Raw genomic sequence first — 14814 nt, 5'->3', positions numbered from 1 at the left:
AACGTAATGTAGACCGTCGGATAAAACCGGCAGCACAGGATAGACGACGGGATAAGCACAACGGCCAATGGTTGCGTGCAGGGCGCTGCAAGGCTGCTACCCGCTTGACAACTGGCCTTCCAAGCAGATACTGTACACATATACAGTTTTTGGTGACATTATGAACCCTGCCATCTATCTCCCCCAATCGAAGCGCCTGCTGGAGCAGGTGAGCGAGGTTTTGCGATACAAGCACTATAGCCTCAGGACGGAGCAGGCATACCTGTATTGGGTGCGCTTTTTCGTCCGGTGGAATGGGCGTAACGGGCAGATGCGGCATCCTCGCGACATGGGGGCTGCGGAAGTCACCCAGTTCCTGGCCATGCTGGCCAATGAACGCCGGGTGTCGGTGTCCACGCACAATCAGGCGCTGAGTGCCTTGCTGTTTTTGTATCGGGACGTGCTGGGCGTTGATTTGCCGTGGTTGGCGGAAGTTCAGCGTCCAGCCCGGCCCCGGCGCATTCCATCTGTTTTGACGAAAGCCGAAGTCGCTGCCTTGTTGGGTGCCATGGATGGCGAAATGGCCTTGTTGGGCAAGCTGCTGTATGGCACGGGCCTGCGTTTGATGGAGGGCTTGCGTCTGCGTGTCAAGGACGTGGATTTTGACCGGCAGGTTTTGGTGGTGCGTCAGGCCAAGGGCGACAAGGACCGGGTGGTGATGTTGCCTCGCACTTTGCATGATGCGCTGAAGGCGCAGATTGCGCGTGCACGCGCAATCTGGACGCACGACCGCGAGGTTGGTGCCGCTGGTGTGGAAGTGCCGGATGCGTTGTCGGTCAAGTATCCGAAACTGGGATGTCGCTGGGGCTGGTTCTGGGTGTTTCCAGCACCCAGACCGTCGGTCGATCCCTGCTCACGGATTGAGCGCCGGCATCACTTGTATGAGGAGCGGTTGCAGCGCGCCATCAAACTGGGCAGCGCGGCGGCGCAGATTATCAAACCCGTCTCTGTGCATACCTTGCGCCATTCCTTCGCCACCCACTTGCTGCAGGCAGGAACAGACATCCGCACGGTGCAAGAACTATTGGGCCATTCGGACGTGAGCACCACCATGATCTACACCCATGTGCTGAAGGTGGCGGCGGGCGGCACGGCCAGCCCGCTGGATCAGTTGCTCAGCGCGTAGCGAGCCGAAGGAACTGCCCGCCTACACCGCGATCAGTTCCCGCACCCCGTCCGCATCCATGTCCGTGCCCTTGCCGGCGCGCACCACTTCGCCGCGCGACATCACGGCGTACTGGTCGGCCAGGGCCTTGGCGAAGTCGTAATACTGCTCCACCAGCAGGATGGCCATGTCGCCGCGTGCGGCGAGCATGCGGATGACGCGTTCGATGTCCTTGATGATGGACGGCTGGATGCCTTCGGTGGGTTCGTCGAGGATGAGCAGCTTCGGCCCGGCCGCCAGGGCGCGGGCGATGGCGAGTTGCTGTTGCTGGCCACCGGAGAGGTCGCCGCCGCGTCGTTTGAGCATTTGTTTGAGCACGGGAAACAGCTCGAACAATTCTTCCGGCACGAGGGCGCCGCCGGGTTTGGTGGCCAGGCCCATGCGCAGGTTTTCTTCCACCGTGAGGCGCGGAAAAATTTCGCGGCCTTGCGGTACATAGCCAATGCCCAATCGTGCGCGCGCGTCGGGCCGCAGGGTGTCGATGCGTGTGCCATCCAGGCTGATGCTGCCGCTGCGGATGCCGATCAGCCCCATGAGGGACTTCAGCAGCGTGGTCTTGCCCACGCCGTTGCGCCCCAGCAGGGTGAGCACCTGGCCCTTTTCGAGCGTGAGGCTGACGTTGCGCAGGATGTGGCTGCCGCCGTAGTACTGATTGACCGCGTCGATGTTCAGCATGGTGTCGTGGCTCGTCGCTTCAGCGCCCCAGGTAGACCTCGACCACGCGCTCGTTGGCCTGCACCTGCTCCAGGCTGCCTTCGGCCAGCACGCTGCCCTCGTGCAGCACCGTCACCTTGTGCGCGATCTTGCGCACGAACTCCATGTCGTGCTCGACCACCACCAGGGTGTGCTTGCCGGCCAGCGAGATGAACAGCTCGGCGGTGCGGTCGGTCTCGGCGTCGGTCATGCCGGCCACGGGTTCGTCCAGCAGCAGGAGCTGCGGTTCCAGCATGAGCAGCATGCCGATTTCCAGCCACTGTTTCTGGCCGTGCGACAAGTCGCCGGCGCGGCGCGCGGCCTGGTCGTGCAGACGGATTTGCGTGAGCACTTCTTCCACCCGCTCGCGCTGCGCGCTGCTCAGGCGAAAACGCCAAGTGCTGCGGGCGCGCTTGTCGGCCTTGAGCGCAAGCTCCAGGTTGTCTTGCACGCTCATGTCTTCGAACACGGTGGGCTTCTGGAATTTGCGGCCGATGCCGGCCTCCACCACCTCGGCCTCGCGCAGCTTGAGCAGGTCGATGGTCTGGCCGAAAAACGCGCTGCCGGAGTCGGCCCGGGTCTTGCCGGTGATGACGTCCATCATCGTGGTTTTGCCGGCGCCATTGGGGCCGATGATGCAGCGCAGTTCGCCGGTGTCGATGGCCAGCGACAGCTTGTTCAGCGCGCGAAAGCCGTCGAAGCTCACGCTGATGTCGTCGAGGTAGAGCGCCACGCCATGGCTCATGTCCACGCCCGGCTGGCGCAGATGGCCGTAGCCGCCTTCCTGGACGCTGCCGCCCAGTTCGGGATTCGGTTGCTGGAAGACGATGTCCCGCCAGTCGATCTCAGCCACGGCGCTGCCTCCATTGCTTGACCAGACCGACGATGCCGTAGGGCGCGTAGAGCGTGACGACGATGAACAGCCCGCCGAGAAGATAGAGCCAGGCTTCGGGAATGGCCACGGTCAGCCAGCTTTTGGCGGCGTTCACCAGCACCGCGCCGATGATGGGGCCGATGAGCGTGCCGCGCCCGCCGATGGCCGTCCAGATGGCGATTTCAATCGAGTTGGCGGTGGACATTTCGCTCGGGTTGATGATGCCCACCTGCGGCGCGTACAGCGCACCGGCCAGGCCGCACATCATCGCGGCGATGGTCCACACGCCGAGCTTGAACCACAGCGGGTTGTAGCCGCAGAACATGACGCGGCTCTCGGCGTCTCGGATGGCCGTGAGCACGCGGCCGAACTTGCTGCGCACCAGCCAGCGGGCGAACACGAAGCAGCCGGCCAGTGCCACGCTGGTGGCGACGAACAGCGCCACGGTCATGCCGGCGGTGCCCATGGGAAAGCCCAGCAGCACCTTGAAATCGGTCAGGCCGTTGTTGCCGCCGAAGCCGGTTTCATTGCGGAAGAACAGCAGCATGGCGGCATAGGTCAGCGCCTGGGTGATGATGGAGAAATACACCCCCTTGATACGCGAGCGGAAGGCGAAAAAGCCGAAGATGAAGGCCAGCAGACCGGGCATGAACAGGGCCAGGAACAGCGCATAGGCAAAGTGCTCGGTGCCCACCCAGTACCAGGGGAAATGCGTCCACTGCATGAACTGCATGAAGTCGGGCAGATTGCCGCTGGCGGCGGTCATGCTGCGGTTCAAATACATGCCCATGGCATAGCCGCCCAGGGCGAAGAACAGCCCCTGGCCCAGCGACAGGATGCCGGCATAGCCCCACACCAGGTCCATCGCCAGCGCGACGATGGCGTAGCAAAGAATCTTGCCGGCCAGGCCTATCCAGTATTGCGACAGATGCAGGCTGCTGCCCTGCGGCACGGCCAGCGCCAGCAGGGGCGCGGCAACACAGGCCAGCAGCAGGAAGACGATGAGCGCGGCCCAGCCCCATGCGGGCAGGAAACTCGTGGCCGGCTGCAGCTGCACCCGTGGTGACGAGGGCTGGGGTGGCGGCGTGACGACCACGCCCGACTCGTTGGTGACGGCGGCCATGGCTTCAGCTTTCCACGCTGCGGCCCTTGAGGGCGAACATGCCTTGCGGGCGCTTCTGGATGAACAGGATGATGGCCGCCAGCACCGCGATCTTCGCCAGCACCGCACCGGCCACGCCTTCGAGCAGGGTGTTGGCCACGCCCAGGGTGAGGGCAGCCGTCACCGTGCCGGTGAGCTGGCCGACGCCGCCGAGCACCACCACCATGAAGCAGTCGACGATATAGCCCTGCCCCATTTCGGGACCGACGTTGCCGATCTGGCTCAGCGCGCAGCCCGCCAATCCCGCGATGCCCGTGCCCAGGCCGAAGGCCAGCATGTCCACCCGCGGCGTGCGCACGCCCACGCAGGAGGCCATCGGCCGGTTTTGCGTCACGGCGCGCACGAACAGGCCCAGGCGCGTGCGCGAGATGAGCAGCCACATGGCCAGCAGCACGAAGGCGGTGAAGGCGATGATGACCATGCGGTTGTAGGGCAGGATGAGATTGGCCATGGCGTGCAGGCCACCCGACATCCACGGCGGGTTGTCCACCTGCACGTTCTGCGGGCCGAACACGGTGCGCACGATCTGGATCAGCACCAGGCTGATGCCCCAGGTGGCCAGCAGCGTTTCCAGCGGCCGGCCATACAGCTTGCGGATGATGGCGCGCTCCACCACCATGCCGATGCCGCCGGCGACGATGAAGGAGAACGGCACCGCCGCCACCAGCGCGTAGCTCTGCAGGCCTGGCAAATCACGTTGGAACCAGCCCTGCATCACATAAGTGGAGTAGGCGCCGATCATGATGAACTCGCCCTGCGCCATGTTGATCACACCCATCAGCCCATAGGTCACGGCCAGGCCGAGCGCGGCCAGCAGCAGAATGCTGCCCAGGCTGATGCCCGAAAACAGCGTCCCCAGGCGCTCGCCCCAGGCCAGGCGCTCGTCGATGTCGGCGAGGCTGGACTTGATTTGCGCGCGCACGGTGGCGTCGGGCTCGACGAACTGGCCATCCTTCTTGTCCAGCCGCGACAGCAGCAGACTGCGCACCGCCGGGTAGTTGCTGGCGGCAAGGTCTTTCGCCGCGCTCAGGCGCTCGGTGGCGTTCTTGCTCGTCAGCAGAATGGCGGCGTGCAGCAGTTGCAGCCGCTCCAGAATTTCGGGGTCTTTCTCGGTTTTGAGGGCTTGTTCCACCAGACCGCGATCCACCGAGGTCGGGTCGTCCTGCAACTGCTGCACGGCCTTCAGGCGCAAGGCGCGGTCGCCGGAAAACAAGTCCAGCGCGGCGCGGGCAGACTGCAATTCCTTGCGCACATAGTTGTTGTTGATCACCGCCTGCGCGTTGGCGCTGGGCGTCACTTTCCGGCCGGTGGCGAGATCGATCCAGTCATCGCCCTGCTGCACCTGCACCATGCCGCCGTCGATCTGCACCTCGTTGTTCAGCAGCTCGTGCAGGAAGTTGGCGAGCTGCGGATCGGGGTGCCCCACGGCCTGGTGCAAAGCCGCCATGCGGGAGTCGGTATCGCCGCTGGAAATCGCCATGGCCTCCTGCGGTGTGAGCGCATGCGCCAGAGGCAGCAGACCCAGCAGCAGCAGGCCAAGGGCCGTACGAAGCCAGGTGCCGGTGCGGTGCCACAAGTTGCGCGGGTCGGTCATGGTCAGGATGCGTGTGCAATACAAATCGGCGCTGCAAGGCTCCCCTCCCCAACCCTCCCCACGGGTGGGGAGGGGGTTTTCTCCTCCCCCACGGATGGGGAGGTTGGGAGGGACTCGACGAGGACGTAGAAGCGTTGCTTGAGGGTTTTCTCTTCCACCACGGCGTGGGGGAGGTTGGGATGGGGAGTGTTTCCTTTGCCGATGCTCAGGCGTTCTTCGGCTTGGGGATGTACGGGCTCCAGGACTCGCCCGGGACCAGGCCATTGGACTTCCACACCACGTCGAACTGGCCGTCTTCGCGAATCTGGCCGATGAACACCGGCTTGCTCAGGTACTGGTTCTTCAGCACCTCGACGGTGTAGCCATCCGGCGCGGCGAACTTCTGGCCGATGAGCGCCTTGCGCACGGCGTCGGTCTTGGTGGACTTGGCTTTCTCCACTGCCTGCTTCCACATGTGGATGCCGATGTAGGAGGCTTCCATCGGGTCGTCGGTCACGGGGTAGTCCTTCAAGCCCTTGGTCTTGACCCAGGCCTGCCACGACTTGACGAACTTGGCGTTGGTCGGGTTCTTCAGCGACTCGAAGTAGTTCCACGCCGTGAGCTGGCCGACCAGGGGCTTGAGGTCCATGCCGGCGATTTCCTGCTCGGCGATGGAGAAGCCGACCACCGGAATGTCGGTCGCCTTGATGCCCTGGTTGCCCAGCTCTTTGTAGAACGGCACGTTGGAGTCGCCATTCACGGTGGAGATGACACAGGTGGGCCCGGCCGAGGCGAATTTCTTGATGTCGGCGACGATGTTCTGGTAGTTGCTGAAGCCGAAGGGGGTGTAGACCTCGGCGATGTCGGCATCCTTCACGCCCTTGGAATGCAGGAAGCCGCGCAGGATGGCGTTGGTGGTGCGCGGGTACACGTAGTCGGTGCCCAGCAGGAAGAAGCGGCGGGCGCCCCCGCCGTCCTTGCTCATCAGGTATTCGGTGGCGGGAATGGCTTGCTGGTTGGGCGCCGCACCCGTGTAGACCACATGCGGGTTCTCCTCCTGGCCCTCGAACTGCACCGGGTAGAACAGCAGGCCGTTGAGCTCGTCGAGCACCGGCAGCACCGACTTGCGCGACACCGAAGTCCAGCAGCCGAAAATGGCGGCCACCTTGTCCTGCGAAATGAGCTGGCGCGCCTTTTCCGCGAACAGCGGCCAGTTGGAGGCCGGGTCCACCACCACGGGTTCGATCATGTGGCCGTCCACGCCGCCCGCGGCGTTGATTTCGGCGATGGTCATCAAGTCCACGTCTTTCAGCGCGGTCTCGGAAATGGCCATGGTGCCCGAAAGCGAATGCAGGATGCCGACCTTGATCGGCGCCTTTTTCGATGCGATGGCCGGGAACGACAGGCTGCTGGCTGCAGCGGCGGCGACGGTGGTGCCGACGGTTTTCAATGCGGTACGACGATCCATGTTGAGACTCCCTCCGGTGGATGCGAAATGCAAGCACCACGTCAGCAAGTCCCGTGCCACATCGGAATAACAGTTGTCCTGCAAGGGTCACGCGGCATGCGCGCGGCCATGCCCAGCCCAGGCAGGCGCGCCACGGCGACCAGGCTGCAATTCGGTGCGCATGCACCAGCCTGCGCACCGGCCAGATGCACCGCTTTGGTGTGTTGTCTTGCGCATCAAGGGCATACCCGCCGTGAAACGCCGGCAACGCATGGGTATGGTTTTTGCGCAGATCTTGCTGCGCTCCTTCCAACGGCCGATTCACCTGCGCTGGCCTGCAGCACGGCCCGTGCGCGCCGCTAAGCTGGCAACACACCCACCAAGAACCGCAAGCCCATGGATCTCACCCCTCGCGAAAAAGACAAGCTGCTGATCTTCACCGCCAGCCTGCTGGCCGAACGCCGCAAGGCGCGCGGGCTCAAGCTCAATGCACCCGAGGCCATCGCCTACATCACCGCAGCGGTGATGGAAGGCGCACGCGACGGCCGCACCGTGGCCGAACTGATGAGCCATGGCCGCACGCTGCTGACCCGCGACGAGGTGATGGACGGCGTGGCCGAACTCATCCCCGACATTCAGGTGGAAGTCACCTTCCCCGACGGCACCAAACTGGTGACCGTGCACCAACCCATTGTCTGAAACGGAGCCGCGCATGATCCCCGGAGAAATTGTTTGTGCCGAAGGCGACATCAGCCTCAACCCCGGCCGCGCCACCATCACCCTGTTGGTGGAGAACAGCGGCGACCGCCCGATTCAGGTCGGTTCGCACTACCACTTCGCCGAGACCAACCCTGCCCTGCGTTTCGACCGCAAGGCCGCACGCGGCATGCGCCTGAACATCGCCAGCGGCACCGCGGTGCGCTTCGAGCCGGGACAGCAGCGCACGGTGGACCTGGTGGCGTATGCGGGCAAGCGCGTGGTCATCGGCTTCCGGCAAGACGTGATGGGCAAGCTCGACTGATGCCGAGCGATCGCATGCAGCACGCCACAAGATTCCCCACCCCAACCCTCCCCACGCGTGGGGAGGGAGCCGACGCCTCCCCCACCGTGTGGGGGAGGACGGGAGGGGCATCCTTTTCTTCGCGCAGCAGCTCCGTTCTCACCTCCCCCCACCACATGGGACAGGACGGGAGGGGCGTCCATTTTTTTCGCGCAGCCCGTTCTCACCTCCCCCACGCGGTGGGGGAGGCCAGGAGGGGAAGAGCACACACTGACAACCTGAATCCCTGAAGGTCCGACCCCATGCCCACCCTCTCCCGCCGCGCCTATGCCGAAATGTTCGGCCCCACCGTGGGCGACCGCGTGCGGCTGGCCGATACCGAGCTGTTCATCGAAGTGGAAGACGACCACACCCTGCGCGCCGGCGGCTATGGCGAGGAGGTGAAGTTCGGCGGCGGCAAGACCATCCGCGACGGCATGGCGCAAAGCCAGCGCACCCGCGCCGAGGGCGCGATGGACCTGGTCATCACCAACGCGCTCATCCTCGACCACTGGGGCATCGTCAAGGCGGACGTCGGCATCCGCGGCCAGCGCATCGCCGCCATCGGCAAGGCGGGCAACCCGGACGTGCAGCCGGGGGTGGACATGATCATCGGCCCGGGCACGGAGATCCTCGCTGGCGAAGGCATGATCCTCACCGCCGGCGGCATCGACAGCCACATCCACTTCATCTGCCCGCAGCAGATCGAGGAAGCCCTCATGTCCGGCGTCACCACCATGCTGGGCGGCGGCACGGGCCCGGCCACCGGCACCAATGCCACCACCTGCACGCCCGGGCCGGAGAACCTTGCGCGCATGCTGCAGGCGGCCGACGCCTTTCCGATGAACCTGGGTTTTCTCGGCAAGGGCAACGCCAGCCGTCCCGACGCGCTGCGCGAGCAGATCGACGCCGGCGCCATCGGCCTCAAGCTGCACGAGGACTGGGGCACCACGCCCGCGGCGATCGACTGTGCCTTGAGCGTGGCCGAAGAGGCCGACGTGCAAGTGGCGATCCACACCGACACGCTCAATGAGTCGGGCTTCATCGAGGACACCATCGCCGCCTTCAAGGGCCGCACCATCCACACCTTCCACACCGAAGGCGCCGGCGGCGGCCATGCGCCCGACATCCTCAAGGTGCTGGGCGAGGCCAATGTGCTGCCCTCCAGCACCAACCCGACGCGGCCCTTCACCGTCAACACCATCGACGAGCACCTCGACATGCTGATGGTGTGCCACCACCTCGACCCCAACATCGCCGAGGACCTGGCCTTCGCCGAGAGCCGCATCCGCCGCGAGACCATCGCCGCCGAGGACGTGCTGCACGACCTCGGCGCCATCAGCATCATGTCCAGCGACAGCCAGGCCATGGGCCGCGTCGGCGAAGTGGCGCTGCGCACCTGGCAGACCGCGCACAAGATGAAAGTGCAGCGCGGCTGGCTGGCTCCACCGGCAAGCATGACGGGCGCGCAAGCCGATGCGCGCAACGACAACTTCCGCGCCAAGCGTTACATCGCCAAATACACCATCAACCCCGCGCTGGCGCATGGCATCGCGCATGAGGTGGGCTCCATCGAAGTCGGCAAATGGGCCGACCTGGTGCTGTGGCGCCCCGCCTTCTTCGGCGTCAAGCCCAGCCTCATCCTCAAGGGCGGCTTCATCGCCGCGGCGCTGATGGGCGACGCCAACGCCTCCATCCCCACGCCGCAGCCCGTGCACACCCGCCCCATGTTCGGCGCCTTCGGCGGCGCGCGGCACGCCACCTCGCTCACCTTCGTCTCGCAAGCCGGCTTGGCGAACGACATCGGCCAACGCTTCGGCCTGCACAAGCCCCTCGCCGCCGTGCGCGGCTGCCGCAGCGTGAAAAAAGCCGACCTCATCCACAACGCCTACACCCCGCAGATGCAGGTGGACGCCCAAACCTACGAAGTCCGCGCCGACGGCCAGCTCCTCACCTGCGAACCCGCCACCGTGCTGCCAATGGCGCAGCGGTATTTTTTGTTTTGAGGGATGGCTCGATGCGTTCAGCGTGCGATCGAATGCGCCCGTATCCATGCCGCGAAGTCGTCTTCCGGCAGGTCGCCGGAGGCGACGGCGCGCATGATGAGCGTGGCGTCGGCTTGGGTTGTGACGAGGCGCTGGCCGTTCAAGGCCAGAAACAAGCCCACGGCGAGGAACGCGGCGCGCTTGTTGCCATCGACAAAAGCATGATTTTTTGCCAGGCCCACGCCATAGGCGGCGGCGAGTGCGGCAAGGTCTGGTTCGCCATAGGCGACCAGATTCAGAGGCCGGGCCAAGGCCGAGTCGAACAAGCCTTCATCGCGCAGGCCGGGGGCACCGCCGTGCTCGGCCAGACTTTCATCATGCAACAGCAGCAGCGCATGGCGGTCGATGAAACGCCAGATCATTTGGCGAGCTGGTGGAAGGTGTCGCGGTACTCGCGCATGAATTCCCGGCCGAGTTGCAGTTGCTCGTCGAGCGCAGGGTCGTAAGGCGTGAGGGTGACGCCATTCGCCGCCTCGGTGACGAACACCATGTCGCCTTTTTCCAGCTTGAGGCGGGCGAGGATTTCCTTGGGCAGAATGACGCCAACGGAATTGCCGATCTGGGTGAGTTTGAGTGCGGCCATGAGAATCTCCCGGTGTGGGTGGCGATCAAGTTATAACGGTTGTTATATTAAACCCAGACTCTCACCTTGTCTTGCCTCATCGCAAATCCTGCCATGCTCACCGTCAACAAACACCTTCCCGCCGCGCGCGGCCTGGCTCCGGCGCTGGTCCAGCGTGCCGCAAGCATCAGCCTGGATTGGGACACGCGCAGCAAGAGCCGCTTCGACGCCCACGACAGCGCTGGGCGTCACTTGGGCGTGTTCCTGCCACGCGGCACCGTGCTGCGAGGGGGCGACATGCTGGTGGCCGAAGACGGCACGCTCATCCGCGTGGAAGCCGCGCCGCAAGCCGTGCTGCAGGTGCGCGCCTGCCAGGCCCGCGGCACCGCCACGGATCTGCCCCGCGCCGCCTACCACCTGGGCAACCGCCATGTGCAGCTCGAAGTTCAGGCCGATTGCCTGCAGTTCGAACCCGACCCGGTGCTGGCCGACATGCTGCGGCGCATGCACCTGATCGTCACCGAGGCGCTGGCTCCGTTCGAGCCGGAGGCGGGGGCGTATGGGGAGGGCGGCGGGCAGCATCACGATCATGCGCACGAGCAAGACCACGAACACGAGCATGGACATGACCACGCGCATTGAGGGCGACGGCGTGGCGGGCGATGCTCCCCATCCCAACCCTCCCCACCCGTGGGGAGGGGGCGAAGGCCCATCCCCACCACATCACGAAGGCCGGAACGAGCCACCCCTTCCTCGCACAGCGCCGTCCTCTCCTTCCCCACCCTGTGGGGGAGGTCGGGAGGGGGAGCTTCGCGTGCAACACAACACTTCGCTGCCCGAAGCACACAACCCCACCCCCCTGCTGTCCTCGATGTGGCTGTCCTCTCCCGCCTTGCCGGTGGGCGGATTCAGCTATTCCGAAGGACTGGAGGCAGCGGTGGACGCAGGTTGGGTCACCAACGAAGCCCAGGCCCTGCAATGGCTGCGCGGCCAGCTTCAACTGACGCTGGCGCGCAGCGAACTTCCCGCAGCCTGCGCCGCCCATGCCGCGTGGGAAGCCGCCGATTCCGCCGCGCTGCAAGCCATCCAGACCTGGGTGCTGACCACGCGCGAGACCGCCGAGCTGCGCCAGCAAAGCCAGCAGATGGGCCGCTCGATGCTGGAATGGTTGCGCCATCTGCGCCCCGACCACCCTGCCCTGGCGCTGGCGGCGCAAATCGCGCCCGCCCCCGCCTGGCCGCTGGCCTTTGCGCTGGGCGGTCTCGCGCTGGGGCTGGACACCGATCACATGGCCCACGCGCTCGCCTTTTCCTGGCTGGAGAATCAGGTGCAGGCGGCGATGCGCGCCGTTCCCCTGGGCCAGAGCAGCGGGCAGCGGCTGCTGGCCGCGCTCACGCCCGGCATCCCCGCCGCCGTGGCGCAGGCACGAAACCTGCAGCACCGCATGGACCACTGGCAGAGCTTCTCGCCCATGCTGGCCATTCTCAGCAGCCGTCACGAAATCCAATACTCCCGCCTGTTCCGATCATGAGCGCACAACCTCCCACACCCTCCACCTCGCCCCTGCACCACATTGCCCGCCGCAGCAAGCGCCTGCCGCCGCTGCGCGTGGGCATCGGCGGGCCGGTGGGCTCGGGCAAGACCACCCTGCTCGAAATGCTGTGCAAGGCCATGCGCGCCCAGTACGACCTCGTCGTGGTGACCAACGACATCTACACCAAGGAGGACCAGCGCCTGCTCACCGTGGCGGGTGCCCTGGAGCCCGAGCGCATCATGGGGGTGGAGACGGGCGGCTGCCCGCACACCGCCATCCGCGAGGACGCGTCGATCAACCTCGAAGCGGTGGACCGCATGCTGGAGCAGTTCCCCGACGCCGACATCGTGTTCATCGAGTCCGGCGGCGACAACCTCGCCGCCACCTTCAGCCCGGAACTGAGCGACCTCACCATCTACGTCATCGACGTGGCCGGCGGCGAAAAGATTCCGCGCAAGGGCGGCCCCGGCATCACCAAGAGCGACCTGTTCGTCATCAACAAGACCGATCTCGCCCCCCATGTGGGCGCCAACCTCGACGTGATGCGCGCCGACACCGTGCGCATGCGCACGGGCGCAAGCGGCCTGCGCCCTTTCGTGATGACCAATCTCAAAACCCTGGAGGGGCTGGACGCGGTGGTGCGCTTCATCGAAACCAAGGGGCTGTTGCAAGTGGCCTGATGCAACGCGAACCACGCAACAGCCTTGGCGCTGCGCCCCATCCCCCGCCCAACCCATCGCACATGAACACCACGACACCCCGCCTGCTGCTTCTCGCCCACGGCTCGCGTCAGCCGGAATGGGCGCGGCCTTTCGAGGCTGTGCTCGCCGCCGTGCGCGCCAGCCGGCCTGAGTTGCGGGTTGAGCTGGCCTATCTCGAATCCATGCAGCCATCCTTGGCGCAGGCGCTGCTCGAGGCGGGCGCGGCGGGCTGCACGCAACTGCATCTCGTGCCGCTGTTCCTCGGCGCAGGCGGTCATTTGCAGCGCGACATTCCGCAAGCGGTGCGCGATGCCCAACTGCGGCACCCCCAGCTCACGGTGCGCGTTGCGGCTGCGGCTGGCGACAGCCCGGACATCGTCGCCGCGCTGGCGGCCTACGCGCTGCGTTGCGCGCAGGGCTGAGGCGTGGCGAACAACTGCTCGGGCGGCCCCATTTCATGAATGCAGCCCGCGCGCATCAAGGCCATGCGGTCAGACACCTTGCGGGCAAAGCTCATCTCGTGCGCCATCATCAGAAGGGTCATGCCCTCGTTGGCCAGCACCTCGACCACGCGCAAGACCTCGCCGACGAGTTCGGGGTCGAGTGCCGACGTGATTTCGTCGCAAAGCGATGCAGCGACTCGCGGACCTGGGTGCGACTGACCGCGAACAGCGCGGCCAGCTGCGTCTCCACGAGCCGGGCGCCCGGCTGCAAGCGCTGCGCCAGGATGGCGGCGATGATGCGGTCGGAGATGTCGGCGGGAGAAATCATGGCTTGGCTTTCCGCGCCAATGACATGCAAGTCTCATGTCAATTTGTATACGATCCTTGTGTTCAATCGTTGTGCACATTGAGCCGCTGGATGCCACCGGCCCCTCGCCTGCGCAACTTTTCGGTGCATTGCGCACCTCAAACACCCATCCATCGCAGTGCCAGGGTCTTGAGGTCCGGCGATGAAAGAAACCGATTTCTGCGCGCTCCGAGGCGAGCAAACTCCAGACTGTCCACCGATGTGCCCGACAGCGGCAGGGCATGGAATTTGCTCGCGTGAGCCGTGCCATGGCCCGCTCTCGCCCCCCAATCTCTGCTCGCCACATCCTGCAGCGCACCCTGAAGGTTGCCGTCATTTCGCCCGACCCCGCGCTGGGGGAGGACGATGCCGACCACCAGCGCCAGGCGCAGCGTTGTGCCGTGCTGGTGCATGGACTGCAGGATGCGGGCTACGAGGTGGTGGCGGTGCTGCCGGCCTCGCCCGACCTGGACGAGCGCATCGCCGCCGCCGCGCCGGACCTGGTCATCGTCGATGCCGAATCCGGCGTGCGCGACTTGCTGGAGCATGTGGTGCTGGCCTCGCGCGACACGCCCCGGCCCATCGTGCTGTTCACCGACGACGACGACACCGGGACCGCCCAGCTCGCCATTGCCGCCGGAGTCACCGCGTATATCGTCGACGGGCTCAAGCCCAGCCGCGTGAAGCCGGTGATCGAAGTGGCGCTGGCGCGCTTCGAGCGCGAGCAGGGGCTGCGCGCCGAACTCATCGAGGCACGGCTTCAACTCTCCGAGCGCAAGCTGGTGGAGCGCGCCAAGGGCATCGTGATGCAGCGCCAGGGTTGCAGCGAGGAGGAAGCCTTCGGCCGCATGCGCAAACTGGCGATGGAGAAAGGGCTGAAGCTCGCCGAGGTGGCGCAGCGCATTCTGGACACGGTCGGGTTGATCTGAACGCGGCGCACGCAGGCAGCGGTTGCCGATACCCCCAGGAGTTGGCACCAGATGCGAGCATCCTCGCCTGCGTCGGCGCACTCGCACAGTGCGGCGCACCACAAACGACCGCCGCAAAAGCTGGGCAGATTCGACCCTTCCCTCTGAAGCCGGCGGTCTGACGGCCTGGCACGGCTATTGCGTGTAACCAGACGTAGGCCAATGGCGGCTTATGCAGGGACCTCCGGTTGCCGGTGTCTCCCCCCTCCGGTTTTGGCAACGA

16 protein-coding genes and 2 pseudogenes are annotated in these 14814 nt (G+C 65.5%); 9 read left to right on the top strand and 9 right to left on the bottom strand.

Features of this window, described 5'->3' with window-relative positions; genetic code table 11:
* Positions 1 to 160 precede the first annotated feature (160 nt).
* A complete protein-coding gene (locus ACYCUK_RS14005; RefSeq protein WP_461595332.1) occupies positions 161 to 1165 on the top strand; it encodes an integron integrase in 1005 nt (334 codons plus the stop codon).
* A 21-nt stretch (positions 1166 to 1186) separates the two neighbouring features.
* Here the strand turns inward: ACYCUK_RS14005 and urtE are convergent, their stop codons facing one another.
* The 5 genes from urtE to urtA form a co-directional block, all read right to left on the bottom strand.
* Complete coding sequence (gene urtE / locus ACYCUK_RS14000; protein WP_461595331.1) at positions 1187 to 1879, bottom strand: urea ABC transporter ATP-binding subunit UrtE; 693 nt, start codon at positions 1877 to 1879, stop codon at positions 1187 to 1189.
* Positions 1880 to 1898: 19 nt separating this feature from the next.
* Positions 1899 to 2750, bottom strand: coding sequence for an urea ABC transporter ATP-binding protein UrtD (urtD, locus tag ACYCUK_RS13995; protein WP_461595330.1), 852 nt, complete (start codon positions 2748 to 2750; stop codon positions 1899 to 1901).
* Positions 2743 to 3894 (bottom strand): urea ABC transporter permease subunit UrtC, encoded by a 1152-nt coding sequence (gene urtC, locus ACYCUK_RS13990; RefSeq protein WP_461595329.1) that lies wholly within the window; start codon positions 3892 to 3894, stop codon positions 2743 to 2745. The genes urtD and urtC overlap by 8 nt, the downstream gene beginning before the upstream one ends.
* 4 nt (positions 3895 to 3898) lie before the next feature.
* Complete coding sequence (gene urtB / locus ACYCUK_RS13985) at positions 3899 to 5527, bottom strand: urea ABC transporter permease subunit UrtB (RefSeq protein WP_461595328.1); 1629 nt, start codon at positions 5525 to 5527, stop codon at positions 3899 to 3901.
* Positions 5528 to 5732: 205 nt separating this feature from the next.
* Positions 5733 to 6974, bottom strand: a complete 1242-nt coding sequence (gene urtA, locus ACYCUK_RS13980) for an urea ABC transporter substrate-binding protein (RefSeq protein ID WP_461595327.1) — start codon at positions 6972 to 6974, stop codon at positions 5733 to 5735.
* Positions 6975 to 7349: 375 nt separating this feature from the next.
* Here urtA and ureA point away from each other — a divergent pair, with 375 nt between their 5' ends.
* The 3 genes from ureA (at position 7350) to ureC (ending at position 9998) form a co-directional block, all read left to right on the top strand.
* On the top strand, positions 7350 to 7652 hold the full coding sequence (gene ureA, locus ACYCUK_RS13975; protein WP_461595326.1) for an urease subunit gamma: 303 nt from the start codon (positions 7350 to 7352) through the stop codon (positions 7650 to 7652).
* A gap of 13 nt (positions 7653 to 7665) precedes the next feature.
* On the top strand, positions 7666 to 7974 hold the full coding sequence (locus ACYCUK_RS13970; protein WP_461595325.1) for an urease subunit beta: 309 nt from the start codon (positions 7666 to 7668) through the stop codon (positions 7972 to 7974).
* A gap of 281 nt (positions 7975 to 8255) precedes the next feature.
* Positions 8256 to 9998 (top strand): urease subunit alpha, encoded by a 1743-nt coding sequence (gene ureC / locus ACYCUK_RS13965; protein ID WP_461595324.1) that lies wholly within the window; start codon positions 8256 to 8258, stop codon positions 9996 to 9998.
* A 17-nt stretch (positions 9999 to 10015) separates the two neighbouring features.
* Here the strand turns inward: ureC and ACYCUK_RS13960 are convergent, their stop codons facing one another.
* The gene (locus ACYCUK_RS13960) at positions 10016 to 10399 is read right to left on the bottom strand and encodes a type II toxin-antitoxin system death-on-curing family toxin (RefSeq protein WP_461595323.1); all 384 of its coding nucleotides are present in this window, start codon (positions 10397 to 10399) and stop codon (positions 10016 to 10018) included.
* Entirely contained in the window at positions 10396 to 10620 is a 225-nt protein-coding gene (locus tag ACYCUK_RS13955) for an AbrB/MazE/SpoVT family DNA-binding domain-containing protein (protein WP_461595322.1), read from the bottom strand. The genes ACYCUK_RS13960 and ACYCUK_RS13955 overlap by 4 nt, the downstream gene beginning before the upstream one ends.
* Before the next feature lie 93 nt (positions 10621 to 10713).
* Here ACYCUK_RS13955 and ureE point away from each other — a divergent pair.
* From ureE to ACYCUK_RS13935, 4 genes and pseudogenes are all read left to right on the top strand, one after another.
* Positions 10714 to 11238 (top strand): annotated as a pseudogene (gene ureE, locus ACYCUK_RS13950) (urease accessory protein UreE); the annotation flags it as partial.
* A gap of 232 nt (positions 11239 to 11470) precedes the next feature.
* Complete coding sequence (locus ACYCUK_RS13945; protein WP_461595333.1) at positions 11471 to 12130, top strand: urease accessory protein UreF; 660 nt, start codon at positions 11471 to 11473, stop codon at positions 12128 to 12130.
* Positions 12127 to 12813 (top strand): urease accessory protein UreG, encoded by a 687-nt coding sequence (ureG, locus tag ACYCUK_RS13940; protein ID WP_461595321.1) that lies wholly within the window; start codon positions 12127 to 12129, stop codon positions 12811 to 12813. Before ACYCUK_RS13945 ends, ureG begins: the two co-directional genes overlap by 4 nt.
* 62 nt (positions 12814 to 12875) lie before the next feature.
* A complete protein-coding gene (locus ACYCUK_RS13935) occupies positions 12876 to 13256 on the top strand; it encodes a sirohydrochlorin chelatase (protein WP_461595320.1) in 381 nt (126 codons plus the stop codon).
* Here the strand turns inward: ACYCUK_RS13935 and ACYCUK_RS13930 are convergent.
* A pseudogene (locus tag ACYCUK_RS13930) lies at positions 13229 to 13471 on the bottom strand (amino acid ABC transporter ATP-binding protein); the annotation flags it as partial. The gene ACYCUK_RS13935 and the pseudogene ACYCUK_RS13930 overlap by 28 nt on opposite strands.
* Positions 13375 to 13605 (bottom strand): GntR family transcriptional regulator, encoded by a 231-nt coding sequence (locus tag ACYCUK_RS13925; RefSeq protein ID WP_461595319.1) that lies wholly within the window; start codon positions 13603 to 13605, stop codon positions 13375 to 13377. The pseudogene ACYCUK_RS13930 and the gene ACYCUK_RS13925, both read right to left, overlap by 97 nt.
* Positions 13606 to 13892: 287 nt before the next feature.
* Between ACYCUK_RS13925 and ACYCUK_RS13920 the strand changes: the two genes are divergently transcribed.
* A complete protein-coding gene (locus ACYCUK_RS13920) occupies positions 13893 to 14552 on the top strand; it encodes an ANTAR domain-containing response regulator (protein ID WP_461595318.1) in 660 nt (219 codons plus the stop codon).
* Positions 14553 to 14814: the final 262 nt, after the last annotated feature.

This window comes from Thiomonas sp. (genome assembly GCF_054608695.1).
This window is presented reverse-complemented; position numbering and strand designations above follow the sequence as displayed.